Genomic DNA, 26521 nt, shown 5'->3' on the forward strand with positions numbered 1-26521 from the left:
TGATGATCGGAGGACGTAAGAAAAAAGAAATCCTGATCAACATCGAGCCGCTCGAAACCCGTGTGGTTGTGCTGGACGAAGGCCGTCTCGACAACTTTCATATCGAACGGGCTGAAGAAAACCGGCTGGTCGGCAGCATTTTCAAAGGAAAAATTCAAAATCTGGAAGACGGGCTTCAAGCCGCCTTCGTGGATATCGGCATGCAAAAAAATGCCTTTATCCACTACTGGGATATGATTCCGGAAGATGCCGCACGGCTGGAAGAGCAGGAAGGAAACCGCAACAGCACCCGCCGCCGCCGGAAATTTTCTCCCGGCGAAATGTCCAAAAAATTTCCGATTGGATCGGAAATTGTCGTACAGGTCACCAAAGATGCGATCGGCACCAAAGGTCCGCGCGTTACCGCCAACCTTAGTGTTCCAGGCCGTTATCTGGTAATGATGCCTGGTACCGGTCTTAAGGGCATCTCTAAAAAAATCGGCGATGCCAAAGAACGCGTTCGGCTTAAGAAAATACTGGCGCGGCTCCCGATTCCAGAAACGATCGGCATCATTGTCCGTACAGCCGGTTCAGGCACACGGAAAACAAGCTTTGTTCGTGATGCCCGCACGCTGATTGAAATTTGGAAAGAGATCGACTTTGGCGTACGCGAAACACCGGCACCGTGCATCCTTTATCAGGAGCCCAATCTTGCTGAGCGTGTCGTGCGCGATTACCTCACCGAAGATATCGACCGCGTTTTTGTGGACGATCGCGACGCGTACGAAATGATCCGGAAAATGATCGCCAAATATTCCCGCCGGTCACGTAACTGGGTGCAACTCTACGGCGGCGAAGAACCCATCTTTGATTATTTTGATGTCGAAAAACAAATCGAGTCGGTATTCCGCCGAAAGGTTTGGCTTAAGTCCGGCGCATATCTGGTTTTTGACGAAACAGAAGCTCTTGTTGCCATTGACGTCAACACCGGGCGCCATAAAGGTGGAAAGAGCGCCGAAGAGTCCATTCTGTCCGTCAACACCGAAGCCGCCGAAGAAGTAGCTCGTCAGCTTCGTTTACGCAACGTCGGAGGACTGGTTGTCATCGACTTAATCGACATGAAGAGCAAACGTGATCAAAATTCAGTTTACAAGACTCTTAAGGATGCATTGCGTGAAGACCGCGCCCGCACCAACGTACTGCCAATCTCTCAACTCGGTCTGCTTGAAATGACCCGCCAGCGCGTTGAGGAAAGCGTTTACACTTCCACCTATGTTGAGTGTGATTATTGTGCAGGCCGCGGACGTGTCAAATCGGCTCTCACCATGAGCGTTGCACTCCAGCGCCGCCTGTCGGCTGCATTGCGCAAAGACCGGAAGGGGACGCATTCGATGAAGATCACCGTCAACCCGGCTGTGCTGGATCGTCTGCGCCGCGAGGACGAACAGACTCTCATCGAAATGGAAAAAAAGTTTCAGGGACACCTGACGTTTGTCTCCGATCCGCACCTGCACATGGAGGCGTTTACCATTACCAACGAGCAGACTCATCAAGTGGTCTATTCCAGCAGCGAAAGCGATAAATAGGAATCATCACAGCTCATAAAACAAGAAGACGAAAGGGCGCCCTGCGGGGCGCTCTTTTTTATCGCGTTCAATCTCACCCCATCCCATCTACGACAATCGCAACCAATATTGCAGGGTGTGCTAATTTACAGCTTCATTATCGATGATCGTTGGGGTGAGGCTTGATCATTAAGTTTCCTACCAAATACGTGTGATGCTTCAGCTCCGCTGCACCCGCAGTGAACTGGTGCCGCTGTTGATAACTGCGCACTAGGAGTCACTTATCGACAGGAAACCCGCAAAACACAACATCTTGTGCACCCCTACATTATACATGAGACATAACATATATTATGCGACGTTATGCAAATTAAATAAAGATGGTGGATTTGGTTGGAAATTCACGGATCAATGATGGGCCCATGGTTTCCCGCTCCGGTTTTTTAATCGAGAACTCACTGCGGGTTAATTGTTGGGCAGGCAGACAATCTCTGACACCAAGGCCGTATTATTCACAACTTGGTTTCATGATACGCTTAAACATATACGGATCAGTGGTTGGCGTCAGCGAATCCGGCGCGGTCAAATGGCCAGCAGACAAAGAATGCGGGACCAAGAATCTGTCTGCGATTTACCGCTCCAAAATAACGACCATCGAGACTGTTGAGCGTGTTGTCACCGAAGAACAGGTATTCGTCGTTTCCCAGTTTCATAGAATCGCCGAGCTTCCTTATCTTTGCATCACCGCCACCAAACTGATAGCCGTTGTACTTGGGGTTATTAAACAGTTTATCGAAACGCGGATCCGTTGGCTTTTCACCATTGATGAGCAGATATTTCGGCGCGATGGAAATGGTTTCGCCAGGCAGTCCAACCATGCGCTTGATGTAATACGCATCCTTACGAACCTGCGGGTGGGTCAGTTCACGGGTATCAAAAACCGCGATATCCCCCCTCTTCGGCCGAACAAAATTATATTTGATTCGATTGACCAGAATGTAGTCGCCACTTTTGATGATTCCGTCAAACAGGATTTCCCCTTCTTTGATATATCTGTTGGCGACCGACTGGAGGAAGTGTTTTTCTTGTTCGTGCCACAAATTTATCGGTACTTTATGCGGGAGATTATTAATGAAAAAAATGGCTTCCGACTGACTTTTAGTAGCCTGAAGATCGAATTTGGTTCCATTATTAATTGTGCGCACGAAACCACTTGTTTTTGCTGGCACAACAGAGTGCTTTTCTCCAAAGAGCACCATGTTCGCAATGGTTGCTAGCGGATTATTCGCCTTAATTGCCGGTTCAGCTTGCACAGTAATTCCGTAAAGCGTCGGTTGCATGGAGCCGGTCGGGATTTTAAACGGCTGAAGGAAGTAGGCGCGGATCGCCATGGCGGCGGCGATAGCAACAAAGAGAACTTCAACGTTCTCGCGTACCTTGGGGTGCTTTTTCGGCGGGGCCACATTTTCGCAGGCTTTGATGACTGCCGTTCCAGCAACTTCCATCAACTCCCCTTCCCCGCTTTTGCGGGCGGCGCGGGCGACCTGTTCGCCGGTACGCAACTGTTTCAGCAGTTTAGGGTCGGCAATGTCCTCATGCATATGCCGGACATGCTTAGCATAGTGCAGAACATCCTTGAGTTCTTTGCGCGCTTGGCGGGTTTTGAAAAAATTCATTTTATTCCTGCTTGGTTTTGAGTACGGCGATGAACGCTTCCTGCGGAATATTCACCTTACCAATGCTCTTCATTTTTTTCTTACCCTCTTTTTGGCGATCAAGCAGTTTGCGTTTACGGGAAATGTCGCCGCCGTAACATTTGGCCGTCACATCTTTGCGGTAAGCCTGAATGGTTTCGCGAGCGATAATCTTTCCGCCGAGCGCCGCCTGAATGGCAACAGAGAAAGCCTGTTTTGGAATCACATCTTTAAGCGATGCACACATTTGCCGTCCGCGAGGAACCGCCTTGGAACGATGAACGATGGACGAAAAAGCATCGACCGGTTCGCTGTGAATAAGGATATCCATTTTGACAAGGTCGGACAGACGGTAGTCGGCGTACTCATAATCCATGGATGCGTAACCTCGGCTGATGCTCTTGAGACGGTCGTAAAAATCAATCAGCACTTCATTAAGCGGCAGGTCGCAGGTGAGCATAACACGCGTCGCATCAATTGAGTCAGTATGCGTAATCTCGCCGCGTTTTTCCATCACCAGTTGCATCATGTCGCCAAGGCAGACTGTCGGCGTAATGATGGTGGCTTTAATAAACGGCTCTTCCATGGTTTCAATCACAGTCGGATCCGGCAGGTAAGTCGGGTTGTCGATTTCGATCACCTCGCCATTTTTCTTTTTGATGCGGTAAACGACATTCGGATAAGACGCAATGATGTCGAGGTCAAACTCACGGCGCAGGCGCTCCTGCACAATCTCCATGTGGAGCAGACCAAGAAACCCGCAGCGAAAGCCGAAGCCGAGCGCCACCGATGATTCAGACTGATAAGAAAATGCGGCGTCGTTTAAGCGCAGTTTATCCAGACCTTTACCAAGCTTTTCGTAGTCGCTGGTTTCGATCGGATAAATACCGGCGAACACCATCGGATGAATTTCCTTAAACCCCGGCAAGGCATCCGGGGCCGGATTGCGAGCGGTGGTCATGGTGTCGCCAATCTGAATTTCAGACGAGTCCTTGATATTGGCAATCACGTAACCGACGGTGCCTTCAGTCAGTTCCTTGCGGACTTCCGGATCCGGCGTGAAGACGCCGACCTCTTTAATTTCGTATTCGCGGCCGGTACTCATCATGCGCACTTTTTCGCCAGCTTTAAGGTGTCCGCTGAACAGACGCATATAAACAACCACACCGCGAAAAGCGTCATACTTGGAATCGAAAACCAGACCGCGTACCGCGCTGTCTTTTGACGGTCTGGGTGACGGGATGCGCTCCACCACGGCTTCAAGCAGTTCTGCGACGCCCTTCCCCGACTTTGCACTCACCTGCAGACAGTTCGTCGCATCAATAGCGAGAAGCTCCTCGATTTGACGCGCCACCAGTTCCGGTTGGGCATTGGGCAGTTCAACTTTATTCAGAACCGGCACAACGGTCAGATTGTGTTCAGCGGCCAGAAAAGCGTTCGAGACCGTTTGTGCTTCAACACCCTGTGCCGCATCAACGACCAGAATTGCGCCTTCACAGGCTTGCAGACTGCGAGAAACCTCGTAGGAAAAATCGACATGTCCGGGCGTGTCGATCAGGTTGAAGAGGTATTCTTTACCGTCTTTTGCGACGTATTTCATCGAAACCGGATGCGCCTTAATGGTGATGCCGCGTTCGCGCTCCAGATCCATCGCGTCAAGAACCTGCTCCTTCATCTTACGGGCTTCAATCGCTCCCGTCAGCTGCAGGATGCGATCGGCCAGTGTGGATTTTCCGTGGTCAATATGGGCGATGATGGAAAAATTTCGGATGCGGGAAAGATCAGTCATTTTAGATTTTCTATTGGAGATTTCAGATTTTTGAACAATAGGCCGCTTCGGCATTTGCGCGCATTTGCGCGACAGCTGTTTTCAGATCGGGTGCTTTAAAAAGTGATGTACCGGCCACAAACAGATTGGCACCGTGTGCCGCCGCCGGTTTTACGGTTTCAAGATCGATGCCGCCGTCGATGGAAATCAGCATGTCTGGGAAACGGCGGCGGATTTCAGCCACTTTACTTTCAGCCGCCGCGATATATTTCTGTCCGCCGAATCCGGGATTAACCGACATAATGAGTACTTCATCCACCAGTCCCTTTTCCAAGCAGTGGAAAATAGAATCTACCGCTGTCGGCGGATTTACCGTGATGCCGCTTTTGCAGCCGAGGCCGCGAATTTTATTGAGCGTATCGTCGATATCGCAGTCGGCTTCAATATGAATCAGAATGGTATCCGCTCCGGCTCCGGCAAACGCCTTGATATGGTTTTGCGGCTGAATCAGCATCAGATGCACATCCATGGGTAAATCCGTCACACGATCTGCCATGGTAACGACAGCTGGTCCCATACTGATATTGGGCACAAAAACGCCGTCCATGATATCCATGTGAATCTGGTCAGCCCCTGCCCTTTCGCACTGACGAATGGCAGTCTCCAGATTCCCCATATCGGCGGCCAGAATCGACGGCATAATTTCAATCTTCGGCATATTTTCCCCTGAAAAAATGTGAGGAGGGAAGCTACCGAACCCATTCCAAAAAAGCAAGAAGAGCGGGCTTTATTTGCCGATGCCGGATTGCGCTTGTCCGACTCGATACTTTCTGTCCCAATAATGCCACTGTGAACGATCAACTGATTAAAGGATATTTCAAGGGGCTTGACGTTGCTTTTACCTATGCGGTGACAACGAATGCGGTGAACGGAATTGTACTTCGGCACAATTGCGATCCCGCAGCCGCCCACATTCTGGGTCGGGCGGTCACCGGCGCGCTGCTGAGCGCGGCAATTCTGCCCGAAGGTCAGCGCATCAATGTCTGCTGGAAATATCGCGGTGTTCTGCGCACGATTATTGTCGATGCCGGGCAGGACGGTACGGTACGCGGATTCATTGCACCGCCGCAGTTGGATCTGGAAGAAGACAACATGGACAAATTGTACGGCGATCTTGGCGATTTGCAGGTGGTCACATCGCAAACCGGAAAGATTCTGAATTCAGGCACTGCGCCGGTTCCACTGCACGATGTCGCCAAAGATCTCGCCTATTATCACTGCATCAGCGATCAAGTCGAAACCGGACTCAACGTGATGATCGGGTTTAACGCTGATCCGGAAAATCCCGTTCGGTTTTGTCAGGGCTGGATGATTCAGGCGTTGCCGGAAACCGATGTAGAACGGTTCGACCGGCTTCGCCGCCGAATGGAGAGTCCGGCATTTCGCGAATTGCTTTCACGCGAGGCCGATTGTGAAGTACTGGCCTGCCTGCTTACCGCTGAAGAAGCCGATTTTTCCGGTCTGCACAGGAATGTCGGCCCGGCCCCGAAGTTTATCTGTCCGTGCAACCGCGATAAAATGGAGGCCGTTGTCCGCACCTTGCCAATTCCGGAACGGATGGAACTGGTACAGAAAAAAGAAGACGTAGTAATCCTCTGCCAGTTCTGCAACAAGCGCTATGAATTGACGATTGACGACTGCATCACCGCCTGGAATTTAAAATCGGACGCCGGCACACCATGAAACAGGAACACGCACCGCATGAATTCACAGAACTGCAGGTTCGCGCCGGTCTGCGAACTAACATTTTGGCCGCCAGCTTTGGCATGGTCTGGTTCATCATCATACAGGGGCTGCCGCTGATCATGCTGCTGGAAGCGCTCGGCGCGAGCGGTGTGATGATCGGTATGATTTCGATGCTAAATCAGATTGCCATGCTGATTCAGATACCGGCTTCGCTGCTGGCCGACAAATTAATTCACCGTAAGCGGTTCTGGTTTGTCACGGTCACACTGGCACGGCTGATCTGGCTGCTGCCCGCCGCCATGCTCCTGCTTTGGAAAGGCAGTTATCATGTGATTATTGTCTGCACATTGGCGATTGTCGGATTAAGCGCCATGCTCATTCAGAGTAGCGCGTCGTCATGGTGGAGCTGGATGGCCGACCTGATTCCCGGTCATCTGCGCAGCCGGTTCTGGAACGTCCGCCAAGGAGTATGCACAACCATCATGCTGACTGTGCTTGGTCTGGCTGGCTGGTTTCTTGACTTGTTTCCGAAAGGAAACTTCACCGGCTTTGGTATTTTGCTTCTGCTGGGAACCGTCTTTGGTGTGCTGGAGGGCATTATCCACCTCCGCGTACCGGAACCGTCCGCCACTCCGGCACCCGCCGGAATCAGCTTGATGGAACGGCTGATCCGCCCGCTGCGTGACAGAAATTTCCGCTACTTTACCTTCGTCATGTGTATTTGGTTTTTCGGGCTGGGTTTGATCGGTCCGTTTACCATGGTCTATCTGAAGCAGGACTTCGGAGCACTTTACAGCCACCTTTCCACACTCCAAATGGCCGGACTGCTCGGTTCTATCGGCGCCAGTTTTTTTGCCGGGCGGCTGATTCAGCGCGCCGGTATCCGCACGTTCGGTATCGTCATGATGCTGCTGGCACCGCTCTTCAGCACAGTTTGGTTCTTCATGGATCATTCATCTTTCACGATGACCGTTCCGTTTATTGGAACCCTCACCTGCCCGCGCTTTGTTTTTCTGATGATCTGGACTTCACTGGGCGCCGGCAGCGTCTTTGCCGGTGTCGGCATTTACCAGCTCAACATGCTCACATCAATCGTTCCGCGTGACGGACGAACCATTGCCATGGCAATGCACTGGGTTTTAATTGGAGCCGTATCCGCCGTTGCTCCGCTGCTTGCCGGTCAGATTAAGGACATATTGGAATTGCATCCTGTGCACGTATCCCTTTACCACAGCACAGCATTTTCTTATGTGCATCTTCTGCTTATCCTGCATGCGGCTTTGATCTGGCTGCTGGCGCTGCCGCTGGCAAAAAAACTGAAGAGTGTGCCGACCGATATGACGGTGGTAAAAACGCTTTCACATATTTTTATTTCCAACCCGCTGCGCATGGCCCGCGAAATCTACGGCTTTAACGGTGTCATTATTTCCTCGGTTGAAAAAACAAAAGACATGGTCGTTCAGTCCGCCGGTCTGGCGATGGATGCCGTGGTTCAATCGGCCGAATCGGCCAAAGATGCCGTACAAAAACTCCTGCGCAACGACAAAGACAACGGCACCGGGAAACCGGCTAAATAGGAATCCCGCTCCTGCGGCGCAAAGTGTCCAATACGGACAGCGGAACGCATTGATCACCAAAACCGCGCCCGAGCGTAATATCCGGAGTGAGCGTTCCGTGAAAATCAGAACCGCCGGTGGCCACCAGATCATATTCTTCGCAAATGCGTTGGAATAATGTGATCTGGTGCGGCCTGTGAGTTGGATGCCAGACTTCCAATCCGCCAAGGCCTTGCTCTTTCAGCTTTTTAACGAGGCGTCGCAAACCCCGTGATGCAAGTTTCATCTGTCCGGGATGGGCAATCACCGCTACGCCGCCCGCCTTACAGATTAATTCCACACATGCTTCCGGAGTCAGACGGCGGCGTTCCGCGTAGGCGGCCTTGCCCTTGCCGAGCAGCTGCTGAAAAATTTTATCCTTGTGTTTAAAATGTCCCTTTTCGATCAGCGCGGCGGCGAAATGCGGCCGACCGACCACGTCATCACCGGCGTGTTTACGCACATCGTCATGAGTAAGGTCGTAGCCAAGGCGATTTAGTTTTTCCAAAATCTGAGAGTTTCGTTCCGAGCGCCCTTCCCGTACCCATTGGAGCGCGGCCTGCAATTCTTCATGGGATGGATCAAACAGATAGCCGAGAATGTGAAGGGTGATTTCTCCGAACTCCGCGCTCAATTCAATGCCTGGAACAGTTTGAACGGATGAGTTTCTGCCAGCCGCCATAAAGCGCGGCAAGCCGTCGGTGGTGTCATGATCCGTTAACGACAGTGCGGACAGGCCACCTTTTTCGGCGAGCGCCACCAGCTCTTCGGGAGAGTTTGTTCCGTCGGAAAAAATCGAATGGCTATGAAGGTCGATCATTATTCTTAATTTCTAATTAGTCAGATGCGCCAGTTTTCGGTACGTTCGGGCGGATTTTAACTGAATCAAAACGAATTGAACGACCAAAAGGAGTAAAAGATGGATGTGAAACTGATTGCCAACACGATTCGCGGACTTTCAATGGACGGCGTACAGGCCGCTAATTCGGGGCACCCCGGTATGCCGATGGGCATGGCCGATGTCGCCGCCGTGCTCTGGACGCAGTTCCTCAAGCACAACCCGCACAACCCGCAATGGGCCGACCGCGACCGCTTTGTTCTTTCCGCCGGCCACGGCTCGATGCTGATCTATAGCCTGCTCCACCTTTCCGGTTACAACCTGCCGCTCGAAGAGCTGAAAAAATTCCGTCAATGGGGAAGCAAAACGCCGGGGCATCCGGAATACGGTCACACCGTCGGCGTTGAAACGACTACCGGCCCGCTCGGCCAGGGTTGCGGCAACGCGGTTGGGATGGCGATCGCCGAGCAGATGCTCGCCAAAAAGTTTAACAGCAAAGACCATAAGCTGGTCGACCATTACACTTACGTAATCGCCAGCGAAGGCGAGTTCATGGAAGGCATCTCGCACGAAGTGTTCTCGATGGCCGGTAATCTCGGTCTTGGCAAATTGATTTTGTTTTACGATCAGAACTTTATCAGCATCGAAGGCGACACGCATATCACCTATACCGACGATGTGAAGAAACGCATGCAGGCTTATGGCTGGCACGTTCAGGAAATCAACGGTCATAACACCGACGAAATCGTCGCCGCCACCAAGGCCGCTCAGGCACAGACGAAAAAGCCGTCGGTTATCATCTGCAATACAACCATCGGTTTCGGTTCACCGAACAAGGCTGGTTCGCACGACTGCCACGGAGCGCCGCTCGGCGAAGAAGAAGTAAAACTCGCCAAAACTAATCTTGGCATCTCCGCTGAAAAATTCTTCGTACCGGAAGAAGTGCGCGCCGCCTTCGCTGCCGTTGCAAAGAAAAACGCTGCGATCGAAGCCGAATGGAGCGCAACCTATTCCGCCTTCGAACAGGCCAAGCCGAAAAAGGCCAGAGAATGGGCCGCCTGCCTCAGCGGTGAACTGCCGGCCAACCTCGCTAAAAAAATTGCCGACTTTGAAGCCGGAACATCCATCGCCACCCGCGCGGCTTCCGGCAAAGTACTGCAGGATCTCGCCAAAGCAATTCCGTATCTCGTCGGCGGTTCGGCCGACCTTGCACCGAGCAATAACACCTACTTGAAAGATCTCGGCGACATCAGCAAGAAAAACTTCAAAGGCCGCAATTTCCATTTTGGTGTCCGCGAACTGGGCATGGGTGCCGTCATGAACGGCATTCAAGTGCACGGCGGTTTTCGTATCTACGGTGCCACCTTCCTGGTATTTGCCGACTATGTCCGCCCGACCACCCGCGTCGCCGCGCTGATGAATCTGCCGGTCATTTATGTCTATACGCATGACAGTTTCTACGTCGGCGAAGACGGGCCGACTCATCAGCCGATTGAAACGCTGATGAGTCTGCGTATCACGCCGAATATGACGGTTCTCCGTCCGTCTGACGCGACCGAAACCAAATGTGCGTGGATTGCGGCACTCGAGAATAAAACCGGCCCGACCGCTCTGCTGTTGACCCGTCAAAATCTGCCGATCTTCGACCGTAAAGAACTTGCGCCGGCCTGCAACCTGAAAAAAGGCGCATACGTGATTTGGGAAAGCGCTAAGAGCAATCACGATATTCTGATCATGGCGAGTGGTTCGGAAGTTTCTATCGCAATCGACGCTGGAAAGAAAATCGCCGCTGAAGGTAAAGCGGTGCGCGTAGTCAGCTTCCCAAGTTGGGAACTGTTTGAAAAACAGGATGCCACCTATAAGGCCTCCGTTCTTCCCGCTGAATGCGCCTGCCGTCTTTCCGTCGAAGCCGGAGCGACGCATGGCTGGGAAAAATATGTCGGCGCAACTGGCCGCATGATCGGCATCAATCATTTCGGCGCTTCCGCTCCGGCGGGAACACTGGCGAAAGAGTTCGGAATCACTGCCGACAACATCTACAAAACCGCCAAAGAAATGCTGGCGTAGTGCCTGCCCTTACAGGATCAAAAAGCTCACCCGGCGGGTGAGCTTTTTTGTTTTTGAACTGGGGAAAAAACAACCTTGCCGTTAAAGTCACCCTCGTGAGGAGGGTAATTGTATGGAACGGGCTGTTGCAGATTTTTCAGAACACGCGAAAGAAATTCCCGAAGAGCTTCGGCACGTACTTGTTTCGCTGGGTCGAGGATTGGGAACCGTAGCGGTTTATGGAGACGGACATCCCTCAGTGGAACAAATCATCGATAAAACATTTGAGGATCTGCAAGACGCTCTGACAAACCGGAGATTGATTACAATCGGTACTTTCAACGGCACTCTGACGGTTGATGAGGAGCCGGTTCTTACCCGGGACGTACCGGTACGCACTCTCGAAAAACGACTGGTCGCCATGCGAGTCTCCCATCTAGTGCTCACAAAGGGACTCACCCGGAATGAACTGAAAAAACTTTTGACGGTACTTTGCTCGCCCAACGACAAACAGTTGAAAGAAACTTTTTCGGGATCCGGGTTTGATCATGTCAGAATGGAAGATGTGAAATATGTCGCGTTGCGTGACGGCGAACAGAAAGCGGGCAAGGGAAGCGGCGGGGAAAACAGCCGGGGATCCGATGCAGGCGATGGCAATGCAGCCCAGGTGAAAGTCAGTCAGATTGTCGCCTTTCTTAAAGGTGAAGCCTCCGGCGACGCTGCCGGTGAAGTAAAAAAAATACTCTCCGATCCAGAACGGCTCGGACAAATGATTATGGAAGCAGCGGCGGTTCGGCAGGTAATGGATTCCGCCTGTGATGGAGAATCTCTGGCGGACATTGTAATCGGCTGCTTACGACGCACCTACAGTGGATTGCGTAAGGAAGCGGAGTTTCAAACTACACACGGGAAAGCCAATCTGACCAAGGCCATGATGCTGCTTGAGAAAAATGTGCTGGATAAAATCCATGCGGCACTCGGCGCGCAGCATCCGGAAATCGATCGGCGCATATTTGATGCAATTCGTGAGATGGAAGAGGAACAGCAGTTCGAAATGCTCACTGCCCATTATTTCGATCAGCGCCGCAAGCTGGAAAAAGTTGAAGAAAATCTCATACAAAACATTCAGCGGCAGGGCGCTGAAAAAGCCCGAAAGCAAATAGGCGATTTGGATATTCCTCTTAAAGACTGGCAGCGGCTGATGGTCAAGGCGGGTGTTGAAACTGCACCGAACAACGGCAGCATGAATGGCGCAGGCAGCGGGATTGATATAAGCGCATTGGCAGTTGTACTTGAAATGATCGAGGGGCTGATGCAGCTCGACGGCGCGGATATGACGCAAATCAAAACCGCTGTGACAGCGACGCGCAACGGACTTAATACCTACGCCGACCGAATTGAGCTCCGTATCCATGAACTTGAAGGGCAGATTGAACCGGGTGCCCGATCCGCCCAGACAGTGGAAGATCATGCCGGCCACCTGAGCCGTGAAAAACTGATGGAAGAAGTTTCTAAACTGACCCTTTCCCTGCTTCAGCCGTTGACGGTAGTGAACGCATCGATTGAAGCCTCAATGCGCCACGCCGAAAAAGAAGTTCAGATCGACCTTCTGGATCTGGCATATGAAAGCGGGAAACGGATGCAATCGCTCACCAGACGTCTGATGACACTGGTTGGATACCCGGTTCTTGGAAAATAAATCCGTTATCGTTTCAAACGACGGCGAATAAATATTGTCCCTGCGGCCACGACAAACAGAGCAGCCAGCACCGGAAAAATAAATCCGTGTTTCTTTTCCACCACAGGTTCGATCACAACAACTTCCGGAACAGGTTCAATAACGACCGGTGGCGGAGGAGGAATTCGCGCGAAGCCTTTTTCAATCAGCTCAGCGGCCTTGGCATCGCGCACTTTTTTATCCTCACTGCCTAAAACCACGGCAATCACGCGCTGGCCGTTGCGCAAAGCGGTGGCGGCGATGGAAAAACCGGCGTTAGAAAAGTAGCCGGTCTTGAGACCGTCACAGCCCGGAACCACACCAAGAAGTTTGTTTGAGCTCGTCAGTTGCACCGGATTATTTTCACGGAAACTACGGGTGGAGATTGAAGTATATTTCAGCGTCTCGGGGTGCACGATCAGCAGGGCTTTGGACAGTAAAGCCATGTCCAGCGCAGAGCTCATATCCTCCTGCCCCGGTCCGGGCGGAAGACCGTGTACGCTATGGAAAGTTGTATTGCGCAAACCAAGTTCGCTAGCCTTCGTATTCATCCGTGCGATATGGGCCTCACGGCTGCCGGAAGCGCGAATCGCCAGTGCTGCCGCCGCATCATTTGCCGAATGAATTACCATGGCATAAATCAATTCTTCGAGCGGGAAAACTTCACCTTCTTTTAGCCAGACCTGACGCGCGCCAACCTGTGCCACTTCGCGGGCAACAGTCACCGGCTCATCCATTCGCAACTTACCGGACTTCACATCATCCAGAATCAGGAACAGATTCATCAGCTTCACCATGCTGGCAGGATAAGCTATGGCCGAAGCGTGGTCTTCGTGCAGGATCATACCGGTGGATGCATCAATCACTACGGCACCGTAGTACGGATCACGGGAAATCGTGTTCGGGTTCTTTTTTACCGGAGTTGCCGCCGCGGGAGCAACCGTGTGTTTTTTCGCCGGGCCTGCCTTTGCAGGAGTGGCGGCCTGTACACAGAACGCCGCAACAATCAGTGCAAGACTCGCCAGTAAAAATTTTCGGGCATTGGAAGAAATCATAAAAAGCTCCTTGGTTTACAGCGGAAGGAAAGTAGCAGAAGCATAACGGCGCGCGAAGAAATTTCGTTAATCAACCGCTAACCTTTTGAAACTTGGAACTTGAAACCAACCCCCATCCCCACTTAACTGCTCACCTATGCATAAGAACCATTCCATAACAGAAGCTGCCGACGCGCTGACCGGCCTGTATTCGACCGGGCACGAGGATCGTCCAGAGAATGTACTGTGGAATTATCCCGCCGCCGGCCATGTCGTCGAGGCACTTAAAATTCTCATTCATGTGATGTTTCCCGGTATGTACCCTTCGGAAGAAGAAGCCCTCGGAACGTATTTTAATAAACAGCTCACCGAAGTTTCGCGGCTGCTTCTGCCGGAGATTGAGCGTGCCGTTCCGTTCCGCTGGCAGTCCGAATCGGCTCGCCGGGCCGGAGTCCAAGCGCTGCCGGATGTTCCCGCAGAAGCTCGCCGTGTTTTGGATGACTTTCTGAAGCAATTGCCATCCATTCGATCCATGCTGATTGATGATGTAAAAGCCGCCTATGACGGCGACCCCGCCGCACTGAGCTATGCTGAAGTAAAGCTCGCCTATCCCGGCCTGCTGGCCATTACCTCTCATCGGCTCGCCCACGAACTCTACCGCCTTGATGTCCCGATTATCCCGCGCATCATGAATGAATGGACACATGCCAGAGCCGGAATTGATATTCATCCCGGCGCAACGATTGATCGCGGATTTTTTATCGACCACGGAACCGGTGTGGTCATCGGCGAAACCGCGAAAATCGGTCGCGGCGTTAAAATTTATCAGGGTGTTACGCTCGGCGCGAAAAGTTTTCCGCTGGATGAACACGGCAACCCGATTAAACACATCCAGCGTCATCCGACCGTGGAAGACCATGTCATCATTTATGCCAACACGACCGTGCTGGGAGGCAAAACCGTCATCGGACACCACTCGGTCATCGGGGGAAACGTATTCCTGCTCGACAGCGTTGCTCCGCACAGTTTTGTGACCAAAACCGGAGCCGGAGTTGCTGTGCGGACGAAAGATTCTGACGGCCTACTGGGGGGGCTTGGAATCTAATATTAAAAAGTAATTTAAAAGCTGGACTCACCCCAACCCCTTACCTATATTTCTGCGCTTTTACGTACCACTTTGAGGAGCAAACTATGCCGAAACAGAAAACCAAAAAGACTGCGGCCAAACGTTTTAAGAAAACGGGAACCGGCAAACTGAAATATGCCCATATGGGCGGCAGCCACATCCTGACCGGCAAGAGCCGCAAGCAGAAACGCCGTCTGGGCGGAACGAATCTCGTCGCAGCCACGGACGAAAAACGCATCTCACGAACCATCCCTTACGCTTAATTTAAGGAGTATATAACATGCCAAGAGCCACAAATGCCCCGGCCTCGCGCCGCCGTAGAAAAAACCGTCTAGATCTCGCTAAAGGATTCTACGGTAACCGCAGCAAACTTTTCCGTATGGCTACCGAAGCGGTAGACCGCGCTCAGGCGATGGCCTTCGTTCATCGCAAACAGAAAAAGCGCAACTTCCGCCGCCTCTGGACCGTGCGTATCAACGCCGCCTGCAAAGCCAACGACATCAGCTATAGCCGCTTCATTGAAGGCCTGATTAAGGCGAACATCACCTTGAATCGCAAAATGCTTTCCGAAATCGCCATCTACGACGAAGCTGGATTCATCAAGCTGATTCAGTCTGCTAAAGCCGCTTTGGTTTAAGCCAGACCGCTTGGAACGAAAAATCCCGACTGCATTTGCAGGCGGGATTTTTGCTTTTCTGAAACCGCTGGCTCACGGTTTTATCGTGCTGAAATATTCCCGAGGACCGCAATGGAAGCGTCGCTGAAAAACGCGGTGGAACTGAATGTAACTTCCAAAACCAGCCTCCAGTGCCGATTCCATCAGATTTCGTTTTGTCCCGGCTCCGTAAAGAAATAGAAAACGCTCAAGTTGCATGCTCTGCCGATACTCGACCAGTGTTAATCCGGTCTGCTTTTTAAAAACCCGGCTCAGTTGTGAACGGCTCATTCCTGCCTGACGGGAAACATGATTCACGCTGGGCGCAGACACCATGTGCTTCATGAAGCGCGTGGCGCGCGTAACGGCAGGGTGTAATGCTGCATCATCACACTCAAATCGCTCGATCATCTCCTCAGCGCGCATAAAAAGAAAACGAATGCCGGCATTGAACTGCTCCCTCTGCTTCGTCGCGGCCAGCTGGCGGCAGAGTTCCGCCAAAAATACAACTTCATCCGGCGTGGGTTGAACACAAAACCGGCGATCCGATTTTTCTTTTTTGATTCCTCTGGCCCGAATCACAGCAACCCACATTCTGAAATCCTGCGACTCGTCGACCAGAAGATGCGCCTGTTCCGGGGAAAGCCAGAGAAGTGTTCCATAGCCGATATCAAATGATCTGCCGTCTATAAGATAACGGCCCTTCCCCGACACGCCGATGTTCAATTCCAGCTCATCATGCGTGTGAATCCATCGTTCCGGCCTTTCTTCTCCGCGTTGCGGCGCTTTATGCAACCGGCACCAGCCGTCCCACCCCGGATTCAGAAGGAGCTTTGTTTTCATGAAAGCACAATACGATAACTTAAAAGTACAAACGGAGAAGAATTTGTGATGAATTTGCGATACAAGTTTGCAAATCGAACATGCCGGAGGAAGCCAAATGTATTTCAAGGAAGACTGGAAGGAATGTCAGCAGATTTTAAGAGGCTGGTGGAATCACAAGGTTGACGGACGGTGGGCACTTGGCGTCGGCGCTCCGCGCAATCAGCCGTTACCTCATGATGCTCCCCCGCCGTTCTCCGATAACTTTAAGGATCGCTGGCTTGACTACAAAACCGCCGCATTACAAAAGGAATCTCAGTTTGCCACGAACTGTTATCTCGGCGCCGTCTTTCCAGAAAACACTGCCTATCTCGGCCCCGGCAGTTTAAATGCATTTCTAGGTTCTTCTATCGACTTCCAAAAAGAAACCGTATGGTATCGTCCGGCTTACAGCGATCCTGAGAAAACCGCGAACCTATTCCTCAATAAGGACGGGTTCTACTGGAAATGGACGGTTGAGGCCCTCCTCCATCTCAAACAAAGATCCGAAGGCCGGTATTTGTTGACGATGCCGGATCTGGTTGAAGGAATGGATGTTCTTTCCGAGCTTTTCGGTACACAAGATTTTCTTATGCACTTGATTGACTGTCCGGAAGCCATCCACCGCTTGATGGATGAACTCGACGACCTTTACTTTGAAGCCTACGACGAGTTGGCAAAAATTATTCAATCGCCGGAAGGATATACCCCGTTCATGGCTTTTAATGCATGGGGTCCCGGCCGTACGGCAAAAGTTCAGTGCGACTTCTCAACCATGATCTCCCGCGATATGTTCGATGAGTTTGTGCTGCCGCACCTGCGCCGCCAATGTCAGCGGCTGGACTTTGTCATCTATCATCTCGACGGACCGGGAGCCATTCACCACCTTGATTCGATTCTCACCATTCCGGAAATTCAAGCCATTCAGTGGGAGCCGGGTGCCGGGAATCCGCATGTCGGCGATAAATTCTGGTGGGACAAGGTCTGGAAAAAAGTCTATTCCGCCGGAAAATCATCGTGGCTCTACGGTGTTCCGGCCAATGACATCGAACCCTTTGTCAAAGAGTTCGGACAGGCCGGGACGCTCATCATCACGAATGTGCCGGATGAGGACAAAGCCCGCCGATTGATGGATGAGTCACTGAACTGGTAATTGAAGTACCGCGCGATTCATCGTAAGGAAGTTTTCCGGCGGCACATAAGCTGTTTGATTTTCACCCACTACAATGAGATACTAGCTCGTTAACTTAGACAAAGAGGTTTCATGAAGAACGTAATAAAATGGGTGTTGCCTGTCTGTTCATGCGTGATTCCTGCGCTGAAGTGCGTGAGGCTTCAGAAATCAATTTGCCGACGCTCTATCACCTTCGGTTGCCTGCTTTTGCTGCAAGCCACCCCGTTGCTCGCGGCGACCATCCAAAACCCCTATTACACCAACCAACAATGGCGCGTGTGGATGGATGACGAGTCGCCCATGACGGAATCCATCAACGGCACAATTCAGCCGCCGCCGGTCGCAAACCGCCTCTACCCCGACGATGTCACCTCCGCCGAAGCCTCCGCCGGTCTCTTCGTGAAGATGCGCACCAACGACTGGCCCGCGCGCAAGTATGCCGGCTTCTTCGATGACCACTTCTCCTCGCGCGACGGCTACCATACGCGCGTCGAGTCGGCATGGGTCGGCGACAACAGCAACAGCATCTCCTTCAAATATGGAGATGCCACCACCGCATATCGTCTCATTCAATCCGAGGGTGTTTACGGCTCCGGCCTCAATGTGCAGACCTATGGCGTGATGTGGGAGAACCAGTCCACCACCGGCCAGGGTGACGACCAGACCGACTCCGCCATTAACGCTTATTATTTGGAAAAAGACCATTTCGCCAACGTCTTCCGCTCCGGCCCATCCTACTCCTCCTACAATGAATCCGCCGGCGTCGAGCGTGACGACTTCCAAGCCTATCTGCCGAGTTACCTCAACACCCACGGCGCTTCGTTTGGCGTATCGCCGCTTTACACCCGCATCCTTGGCGCGGGTGGTTATCTGCCCGTCGAGACCAAACGCAAGCTCCTGCAAAACGGACTTTACGCCAGCGCCATGCACTACCTGTTCAAGGCGTCATTGCCATTTCAGGTTGAATACGGCCATCACTTCCGCCACCGCATTCACTACTGGGGTTACGGAATCAACAGCGAAACCATTGATATCGCGCCCGATCACTACTTCGACTACGCTCTCGATATCGCCGAGCATTACAACCCCAGCCTGCACATGAAAAATATGATCGCGCTGGCCAAGCGAATGACCGTCGCCCCGCCCATCGCGCTGCTCAGCACCGTGACGATTCTGTCCGGCACAAACGGCTACACCGGCGCTCCAACCGCACCCCGCACGGCGGCGCTCATCAAGCAAGGTGCCGGTCAAACCGTTCAAGTCCGCGTCAGCACTTCCGCCTGTTACGACATCAACGGCCTGCCTGTGGATGTCCGCCTCGAACTCGCCAACGGCAACCCCAACACCACCATCGCCAAGGAATCCGGCAGCAACTGGCTCATCACCGTGCCCGACGATGCCGACAGGCCCGATGGCCGCACCACCATCCTAATGATCGCCAACAACGGCATCTTCGACAGCAACCCCGCCGCCATCACTGTCTCCCGCTTTCTCACCGACGGACTCAGCGCCACGAACGCCCGCCTGCCGCATCCCGTCGGCGCGAGAGACACGCGGGTTCTCGCCGGCACCACAAAATCCTACGACCTCTTCACCGCCGCGAACGCCCCCCGCGCCATTGATTATCTGCTCTGGGACGGCGCCACCGCCACCCTCGATGGCAACCGCATCCAACTCGCTCCTCCGCTCAACGCCACGCCCGCCACCGAAGGCGTCGTCGCCGTCGCCACCGACGGACTCACCGGCAATGGCATGAAGGGAACCAAACTCCGCTACACCATCGTCAACACCCTCGCCGACATTCAGGCCAACGTCACCCAAGGCCCGCCGCCACTCACCGTGAACTTCGACGGCAGCGCCTCCGGCGATAAAAACGGCGGGGCCGTCACGCTGGCATGGGATTTTGGTGACGGTGGCACCAGTACCTCCACATCCCCATCGCACACCTACACCAATCCCGGCATCTACGTCGCAACCCTCACCGCCACCGGCCCGCTCGGCAGCGACACCGCCAAGCGCACCATCGAAGTCTCCCCCTCCTCTACCGCGTGGCCCATCGTCATCAACAACGGCTGGACCAAAGCCGGTGGCATTGACCCCGCCGTGTGGACCACCGTCGGCTCGACCGTCGCGGCATTCTCCCCCTACCTGAAAGTCACCGCCAGCCCGACCGAAGGCTCCATCACCTCCGTCACGAATCTCACTCTGCCCGCGTATGCGGAATTCGACTTTGCCTACCCGCTCGGCTACTACAACTACATCGAGTTTTTCGGCCAGCGCTTCGGGACTTTGCGCCCCGACCCAGACGCCACCGCCGGCGACCGCTACCCGTTTGCGTTTGAAAAAATGCCCCACGTCGCCGGCACACCTAGCGTCCCTGTTGCCTTCATCACCGCCGGTGATGACCGCACACACCGGCTCCGCATGTTCGCCGAAGCCGACCCCGGCCACCCCGGGCGGATGCGCATCACGGGACGCATCACCACCGCATTCACCGACGATAGCTTCTCCTTCGACGACCTCGAAATCGTGGACAACAAACTTCGCGTCATCGGTCAGGCCAACGCCGCCGTGCCTTCCTTTGAACTTTGGCGCGCACAGGTCTGGTCGCCCACCGGCACGCCCGTAACCACACCTTCGCTCGCCATCTACGATTCCACCAGTACGCTCATCTCCGACGACGCCGTCGCCGACGCCTCAACATCCTTCACCGACGACCGCTCGTTCGGCATCGCGGCGGCGCCCGGAGCCACCCTGAATAAAACCTTCACCATCCGCAATACCGGCAACGACAACCTCTACCTCACCGGCTCGCCGCTAGTCAAAATCATCACCGCCGGTCAAGGATTCGCCATTTCATCCCTACCGCCGAGCACCAACCTCGCCCCCGGCGCGGCCACCACCTTCACCGTCACCTACACCGACACCGGCGCACTCTGGTCCGGCACGTTGCTCGAAATCAAAACCAGCGACACCAACCGCACTGCCTACCGTTTCCCCGTGCAAGCCTATGGCTATACCCCGCCCGAGCTCGAAGTGCGCGGTCACGGACTCGCCATCACCAACGGCCGCGCACTCACCTACCGCGCCGACCACACCCTCTTCACCAACACCGAAGTCGGCCAATCGCAGACCAACACCTTCAACCTCTTCAATATCGGAACTGGTGAACTGACCTTGAGCAACGCCACCCTCAGCGGCGGCGGCGCGGCACAATTCAGCATCGTCAAACAACCGCGCGCCAGCGTCGGGGCGTTCGGCTCGACCGCGTTGCAGATTAGCTACCACCCCGCCGCGGCCGGAACTCACACCGCAACACTCACCGTCACGAACAACGACGCCGATGAAGGCGTGATGACCTGGATCATCTCCGGCACCGCCACCGCCACCGCTGCCCGCGATCTGCGCGTGAGCTATAACGGCAACATCCTCACGCCCGGCGACCTCACCCCTGCGCTCACCGACGGCACCGACTTTGGCCCCACCGCCATCGGCGCTTCGGCCAATCACAGTTTCGACCTCACCGCGCTCGTCGGCAACGTCCGCATCACCAGTGCCACGATCTCCGGCAGCACCAACTTCGCCATCCAGCAAGACCCCGCATGGCTCGTCACCGGCAGCCGGCCCACAACCCTCCGCATTTTTTACCTGCCGGTCGCCGTCGCCACAAACACCGCCACGCTCACCCTTGTCACCGATGACGTCTCCACTCCGACCATGACGTTCGCACTCTCCGGCGAAGGCCAGATATCGCCCGTGATGTCTGTCACCGGCAACGGCGTCGCCATTGCCAGCGGCGATGCCGTCGCGCAGGCGGGAGACTTTACCGACTTCGGCAACATCGCCAAAGGCATCGCCACCTCGCGCAGCTTCGTCGTAAAAAACACCACGGCGAACAGCACCCTCGTCATCAGCGGCGTCACCTTCAGCGGCGCCAATGGCGGCGACCTCACGGCGACCGCGAACTTTCCACTCACCCTCGCCTTCAATCAGACCGCGACCATCACGCTGAACTGGACTCCGCAGGGCCTCGGCACGCGCACCGCCACCGTCGGCATCAACGACAACAGCCTCACCGACAATCCGTACACCTTTGCCCTCGCCGCCTTGGCGACCCCCTACGTCGTCAGCACGCCCGTTTTCCCCGGCGTGCCCGGCGGCTTGCTGCGTCCCAATGCAGCCTTCGCCGACTTCGACAAGGACGGCGATCTCGACCTTGCGCTCATGGGCAATGACCCGAACAACATCTATTACAACACCGTCGGCGGCCCTGCCGTGCAGAGTCCCTCAGGCGTCTTCCGCAACGACGGCGCAAACTGGACCCGCGTCGCTGTTAGCACCCTGCTCAACCTCTCCGACGGCGACATTGCGTGGAGCGACATTGACAACGATGGCAAGCTTGACGTGCTCGCCGTCGGCCAGACCGACAACGCCAACAGCGCCATCTACAACACCACCAACGGCAATGCGAAGTTCCGCTCGTCCGCTTACGCCGCCATTGAGCATTACAACGGCAGCACCTTTACCCAGACCTATCCCGGCACCATCGGCGGCGACAGCGGCATCGTCGCTATCGGCGATTACGACAACGACGGCAAGGACGACTTCTTCACCAGCGGCTGGGCCGGCATCCAGTACAGCGTCGCCGAGTATGTGGCGCTCTACCACAATGACGGCGGCCGCACCTACACCATGCGCACCAACGGAATTCCCGTGGAGCAATATCAGGCGGGCGAGGAATGGTTTGAGAGTTCCCGTGCCGAATGGTTCGACATGGATCGTGATGGCGATCTCGACCTCGTCGTCGCCGGTCTTTACATCAACCCTGACAACTCCTTTAGCTATGCCGCCGTCGTCTGGCTCAACAACGGCAACGGCACCTTCACCAAAGGCGCGCAACTCACCCGTAGCAATGTTGCCAACAAAATCCAGATGGCCGTGGCCGACTTCGATGGCGATGGCGACTTCGACATTCTCATCAGCAACGACAACGCCACCACTCCCGGCAGCACCCTTTTCCTCAACGATGGCACCGGAACCTTCACCACCGGCTGGACCAGTAGTACATTGCGCTTTACCTGCCGGCCGAAAGCCATTGACCTCGACAATGACGGCGACCTCGACGTGCTCGTGACGAAATACCTCGGCAGCGGAAGCGACCTCGGCATCCGCCTCCTTAACAACGGCACCGGCACGTTCACCGAAGACGCCGCCTTCACCTTCCCCGGCATCGGCGATATGGCCATTGCGCTCGGCGACATTGACAACAACGGCACGATTGATTTCTTCACCTCGGGCCGCAGTGCTAACACCGGCGCGACCGCCACCGGCCTCTACCAAACGCCAGCGGCCAGCGGCACCAATGCTCCTCCCGACTACCCCACCGCGCTCACAGCGAATGTCGTCGGCACCAACGTTACCTTCAACTGGACCGCGCCCACCGACGACACCACGCCCAGCGCCGCCTTGACCTATCGCCTCCGCATCGGCACCGCGCCCGGCACCGACAACATCGTCAGCGGCCTCGCCGACCTCGCCACCGGTCGTCGCTATGTCGTCGCCGCCGGCCAATTCCAGCAAACCTCCTGGCACTACACCCTGACCAACGGCAACTACTACGTCGCCGTGCAGGCCATTGACAACAACTTCGCTGGCGGCGCGTGGTCGCCGGAACGCATCGTCACCGTCGGCAACATCACCCCGCCCGTCAACACCGCGCCCGTCGCGGTGAATGATGCAATCAGCGTCAGCAACAAACGCAACACATTGCTGGACGTTCTCACCAACGACACCGACGCCGAAGCCCAGGCGCTTTATCTCAACATCATCACACAGCCCGCGACCGGCGGAACCGTCACACGGCAGGGCGGCTTTATTCGTTTCAATCCCACCCCTGACTTTAACGGCACGAGCACCTTCACCTACACTGTCACCGACGGCAACCTCACCTCCAGCCCCGCCACCGTCACCCTCACCGTCGGCGATGACTACCCGCCCGTCGCCAATGCCGGCCCGGATTTCACCACCGCGCCAAACACTCTTGTCACCCTCAACGGCACCGCCAGCGATGCGGATGGCGACGCCATTGCCGTCGCCTGGACCCAACAGAGCGGCCCCGCAGTCACGCTCGGCGGCACGATTTACAACGCCACCTTCACCCCCACGGTCGCCGGCGTGTATGTCTTCGTATTCACCGCCACCGCCAACGGTGCTTCCGCCACCGACACCGCGACCATCACCGTAACCGCCACAAACTCGCTCTTCTGGGCGGGCGGCATCGGCGACGCCAGCGGCAGCAGCGTGGATACCCGCAGTGCCACCGCCGCCAACCTTGCCGGCGTATGGAACGCGGCAAATCTGAATTGGAATCCGTCGAGTAGCGCCACCACCGGCTACCAGACGTGGAGCAACAACAGCATCGCCAGCATTAAATTGAGCGACGCGACCGCGAGCGTCACGCCCGACATCGAACTCGCGCAGGACATCACCGTCGCCGGATTGAATATCACCATCCCCGGCGGCGGCAGCGGAAGTCAGGCGTTCGACTGGTATTCCAGCGACAGTGCCAACCGAACCGTCACCCTCGCGCCGAACGCGCTGATCAATCTCACGTGGGGCGATGTCACTGATAATTTCCAGGTGCGCCCCGCCGAGTTCGTCGCCGGGCGCGGTGGTGTCATCCTCGCCGGTACCGGTGGTTTCACCCTCGACTGCAACACCAGCGGCGGCATCTTCCAGATCAACACCCCGATCGCCGTCAGCGGCAAAGTACAGGTCAACGGCGGTATCCTGCGCCTCAACTCCACCTCATCCTTGTTAAACGCCAGCAAGATCACCGTCCGCAGCCCCGGTGCCCGGCTCGACCCCTTCGCCGCCCCCGGCATAAACTTTTTCAGCGACACCGCCACGCTCGTGCTCGCCTGCGGCCAGTTCAGCATGCAATCCACCAACACTACCACAGCCTACAACGAGACCATTGGCAGCATCGCGCTCGAAGGCACCGGCTGGATTAACAGCGACCCGCGTGCCTCCGCCGTCGCCACCGTGCAATCCACCCTTAACCTCGCCAGCGGTTTCACGCGGGGCGGCAACGGCCACGGCGTACTTGAATTCATTGACGGCACGAACACCGATGGCGGCCCCGGCTGCGCCAACGGCGTGCTCGTCACCGGCCACGGCTTTGGCAACAACGCCTTCATCCCATACGGCATCGCGCAGGGTCGAGGTTACAACATCACCACCGCCACCGACCAAGGCACCGCTGCCAGCGTGCGTTTCCTCGCCACTGATGCCTCCGGAAAACTCGGCGTGGTGAACAGCACCGCCAGCAGTGCCGACCTCACCAATGCCGCGTGGCAGGGCTTCACCGCTACCAGCGACGTGCACCTCGAAGACCCCACCTTCGTCAACTCCCTCGCCGCCAACGCCACGATGCGCAGCCTCGCCATCGGGCGAAACACCACCGGCGCGCAGACCTTCGGGATGAATAGCAAACAACTCACTGTCGGCTCCCTTGCCTGGTCGCCCAACGCCGCCGTCAACCTCACCCTCGGCGTCAACGACGCCACCCGCGGCACCCTCACCTCCACCGGCAGCGAGTTGTATCTCATCCATCACCGCGCTAACATCGCCGCCAATTCGAGCCTCATCATCAACAGCGTCATCTTTGGAAACATGGATGTCATCTGCGCCGGTTCCACCGCGCAGATTCAGCTCAACACCGCCAGCACCTACACCGGACGCACCTTCGTTAACGGAAATATTCTCCAACTCAACAGCACCGCCAGCCTCCCCAACACCAGCGAAATCAATCTCGCCAGCGGCTGCCAGCTCATCACCACCGCCACCAACCTCACCCTCGGCGGCGGCACCATCCAGAAACTTTCCGGCAGCGGCACCGTCCGGGCCGACACCCGCACCGTCAGCCTCGGCAGCAAAGCCACGCTCGCTCCCGGCAATCCGAACGCCAACGACACGCTCACGTTCAACCTCACGTCCGGCAAACTTGACTTCGCCGCCGGCTCGAAACTCGCCCTCGATCTCGGCAGCGTGGCCGACAGCGACAAGATTGTTTTTACCACCAGCGGCAACTGGCTCACGCAAAGCGGCCAGCCAACGCTCACGCTCGCGCTCGGCGCGGGATTTGATTACACGCAGACCTATCCGATATTCCAGGGCGTCACCACCGCCGGCTTCACCTTCGCCGCCATCACCGGCTACGACACCGCGCATTACGTCGCCACCATCACGCAGTCCGGCGACAGCTACCTGCTGAACTTCGCGCCCGTCCCGGCCCTCATCGTCAACCTCCCCACCGGCTACGCGGCGTGGAGCGCCGGCATCGCGTGGAACGGCGCGGACAGCTCGCTCCTCGGCGCGCCCGCCGGCGATGGCATCGCCAACCTGATGAAATACGCGCTCGGCCTCAACCCTCTGACCAGCGGCTACCAAGGCCGCTTCCTCACCGGCTTTGCCAACATGGCCAGTCAGACCTATCTCCAGCTCACCTACACCCGGCCCGAACCCGCACCTGCAAACGTCAGCTACCTCATCGAAGCCGCCAATGAACTGGCCCCACCCGACTGGACCGAGAATGCCACGGTGGTAATTAGCAACACGGTGACCAACAACACCCGAACCATCACCGTCCGCGACCAATTTTCCACTGCCGAAAAAACCAAACACTTCATGCGACTGAAAGTTACTGAAACACCATAATTTTG

General features: G+C 55.3%; 16 protein-coding genes. 10 read left to right on the top strand and 6 right to left on the bottom strand.

The annotated features are described in order from the left end of the window. The first annotated feature begins 2 nt into the window (after positions 1-2). On the top strand, positions 3-1565 hold the full coding sequence (locus HOO88_04585) for an Rne/Rng family ribonuclease (GenBank protein ID NOU36025.1): 1563 nt from the start codon (positions 3-5) through the stop codon (positions 1563-1565). A 530-nt stretch (positions 1566-2095) separates the two neighbouring features. Here HOO88_04585 and lepB read toward each other — a convergent pair. The 3 genes from lepB to rpe form a co-directional block, all read right to left on the bottom strand. Then, positions 2096-3106, bottom strand: coding sequence for a signal peptidase I (gene lepB / locus HOO88_04590; GenBank protein NOU36026.1), 1011 nt, complete (start codon positions 3104-3106; stop codon positions 2096-2098). Positions 3107-3221: 115 nt separating this feature from the next. Then, a complete protein-coding gene (gene lepA / locus HOO88_04595; GenBank protein NOU36027.1) occupies positions 3222-5027 on the bottom strand; it encodes an elongation factor 4 in 1806 nt (601 codons plus the stop codon). Between the two features lie 22 nt (positions 5028-5049). Beyond that, positions 5050-5724, bottom strand: coding sequence for a ribulose-phosphate 3-epimerase (gene rpe / locus HOO88_04600; GenBank protein ID NOU36028.1), 675 nt, complete (start codon positions 5722-5724; stop codon positions 5050-5052). 131 nt (positions 5725-5855) lie between these two features. Here rpe and HOO88_04605 point away from each other — a divergent pair, with 131 nt between their 5' ends. Next, positions 5856-6749, top strand: coding sequence for an Hsp33 family molecular chaperone HslO (locus HOO88_04605; protein NOU36029.1), 894 nt, complete (start codon positions 5856-5858; stop codon positions 6747-6749). Next, on the top strand, positions 6746-8329 hold the full coding sequence (locus HOO88_04610; protein NOU36030.1) for a hypothetical protein: 1584 nt from the start codon (positions 6746-6748) through the stop codon (positions 8327-8329). The genes HOO88_04605 and HOO88_04610 overlap by 4 nt, the downstream gene beginning before the upstream one ends. Here the strand turns inward: HOO88_04610 and HOO88_04615 are convergent. Further along, positions 8322-9167, bottom strand: coding sequence for a PHP domain-containing protein (locus tag HOO88_04615; protein ID NOU36031.1), 846 nt, complete (start codon positions 9165-9167; stop codon positions 8322-8324). The genes HOO88_04610 and HOO88_04615 overlap by 8 nt on opposite strands. A 99-nt stretch (positions 9168-9266) precedes the next feature. Here HOO88_04615 and tkt point away from each other — a divergent pair, with 99 nt between their 5' ends. Together tkt and HOO88_04625 are read left to right on the top strand one after the other, a co-directional pair. Continuing rightward, the gene (tkt, locus tag HOO88_04620; GenBank protein ID NOU36032.1) at positions 9267-11252 is read left to right on the top strand and encodes a transketolase; all 1986 of its coding nucleotides are present in this window, start codon (positions 9267-9269) and stop codon (positions 11250-11252) included. Positions 11253-11364: 112 nt separating this feature from the next. Then, positions 11365-12930 carry a hypothetical protein gene (locus tag HOO88_04625; GenBank protein NOU36033.1) on the top strand — a complete coding sequence of 522 codons (1566 nt, stop codon included), beginning with the start codon at positions 11365-11367 and terminating at the stop codon, positions 12928-12930. A gap of 5 nt (positions 12931-12935) precedes the next feature. Here the strand turns inward: HOO88_04625 and HOO88_04630 are convergent, their stop codons facing one another. Then, the gene (locus HOO88_04630; GenBank protein ID NOU36034.1) at positions 12936-14003 is read right to left on the bottom strand and encodes a D-alanyl-D-alanine carboxypeptidase; all 1068 of its coding nucleotides are present in this window, start codon (positions 14001-14003) and stop codon (positions 12936-12938) included. 136 nt (positions 14004-14139) lie between these two features. Between HOO88_04630 and HOO88_04635 the strand changes: the two genes are divergently transcribed. The 3 genes from HOO88_04635 (at position 14140) to rplT (ending at position 15745) form a co-directional block, all read left to right on the top strand. Next, positions 14140-15087 carry a serine acetyltransferase gene (locus tag HOO88_04635; GenBank protein ID NOU36035.1) on the top strand — a complete coding sequence of 316 codons (948 nt, stop codon included), beginning with the start codon at positions 14140-14142 and terminating at the stop codon, positions 15085-15087. A gap of 86 nt (positions 15088-15173) precedes the next feature. Then, positions 15174-15371 (top strand): 50S ribosomal protein L35, encoded by a 198-nt coding sequence (gene rpmI, locus HOO88_04640; protein NOU36036.1) that lies wholly within the window; start codon positions 15174-15176, stop codon positions 15369-15371. A 17-nt stretch (positions 15372-15388) separates the two neighbouring features. Further along, the gene (gene rplT, locus HOO88_04645; GenBank protein NOU36037.1) at positions 15389-15745 is read left to right on the top strand and encodes a 50S ribosomal protein L20; all 357 of its coding nucleotides are present in this window, start codon (positions 15389-15391) and stop codon (positions 15743-15745) included. A gap of 72 nt (positions 15746-15817) precedes the next feature. Here the strand turns inward: rplT and HOO88_04650 are convergent, their stop codons facing one another. Continuing rightward, positions 15818-16606 carry a helix-turn-helix transcriptional regulator gene (locus HOO88_04650; protein NOU36038.1) on the bottom strand — a complete coding sequence of 263 codons (789 nt, stop codon included), beginning with the start codon at positions 16604-16606 and terminating at the stop codon, positions 15818-15820. 97 nt (positions 16607-16703) lie between these two features. Here HOO88_04650 and HOO88_04655 point away from each other — a divergent pair, with 97 nt between their 5' ends. Next, a complete protein-coding gene (locus HOO88_04655; protein ID NOU36039.1) occupies positions 16704-17777 on the top strand; it encodes a hypothetical protein in 1074 nt (357 codons plus the stop codon). 111 nt (positions 17778-17888) lie between these two features. Beyond that, positions 17889-26516 (top strand): choice-of-anchor D domain-containing protein, encoded by an 8628-nt coding sequence (locus HOO88_04660; protein NOU36040.1) that lies wholly within the window; start codon positions 17889-17891, stop codon positions 26514-26516. The last annotated feature ends 5 nt before the right edge of the window (positions 26517-26521 follow it).

Source organism: Kiritimatiellaceae bacterium (assembly GCA_013141415.1).
GTDB lineage: Bacteria > Verrucomicrobiota > Kiritimatiellia > Kiritimatiellales > Tichowtungiaceae > Tichowtungia.

Bases quoted from the DNA above. Each gene is read 5' to 3' on its own strand.
- rpe (NOU36028.1), bottom strand. From the start codon at position 5,724: ATGCCGAAGATTGAAATTATGCCGTCGATTCTGGCCGCCGATATGGGG.
- HOO88_04650 (NOU36038.1), bottom strand. From the start codon at position 16,606: ATGAAAACAAAGCTCCTTCTGAATCCGGGGTGGGACGGCTGGTGCCGG.
- HOO88_04635 (NOU36035.1), top strand. From the start codon at position 14,140: ATGCATAAGAACCATTCCATAACAGAAGCTGCCGACGCGCTGACCGGC.
- rplT (NOU36037.1), top strand. From the start codon at position 15,389: ATGCCAAGAGCCACAAATGCCCCGGCCTCGCGCCGCCGTAGAAAAAAC.
- HOO88_04610 (NOU36030.1), top strand. From the start codon at position 6,746: ATGAAACAGGAACACGCACCGCATGAATTCACAGAACTGCAGGTTCGC.
- HOO88_04585 (NOU36025.1), top strand. From the start codon at position 3: ATGATCGGAGGACGTAAGAAAAAAGAAATCCTGATCAACATCGAGCCG.
- HOO88_04615 (NOU36031.1), bottom strand. From the start codon at position 9,167: ATGATCGACCTTCATAGCCATTCGATTTTTTCCGACGGAACAAACTCT.
- HOO88_04630 (NOU36034.1), bottom strand. From the start codon at position 14,003: ATGATTTCTTCCAATGCCCGAAAATTTTTACTGGCGAGTCTTGCACTG.
- tkt (NOU36032.1), top strand. From the start codon at position 9,267: ATGGATGTGAAACTGATTGCCAACACGATTCGCGGACTTTCAATGGAC.
- HOO88_04660 (NOU36040.1), top strand. From the start codon at position 17,889: ATGAAGAACGTAATAAAATGGGTGTTGCCTGTCTGTTCATGCGTGATT.
- HOO88_04625 (NOU36033.1), top strand. From the start codon at position 11,365: ATGGAACGGGCTGTTGCAGATTTTTCAGAACACGCGAAAGAAATTCCC.
- rpmI (NOU36036.1), top strand. From the start codon at position 15,174: ATGCCGAAACAGAAAACCAAAAAGACTGCGGCCAAACGTTTTAAGAAA.
- lepA (NOU36027.1), bottom strand. From the start codon at position 5,027: ATGACTGATCTTTCCCGCATCCGAAATTTTTCCATCATCGCCCATATT.
- HOO88_04655 (NOU36039.1), top strand. From the start codon at position 16,704: ATGTATTTCAAGGAAGACTGGAAGGAATGTCAGCAGATTTTAAGAGGC.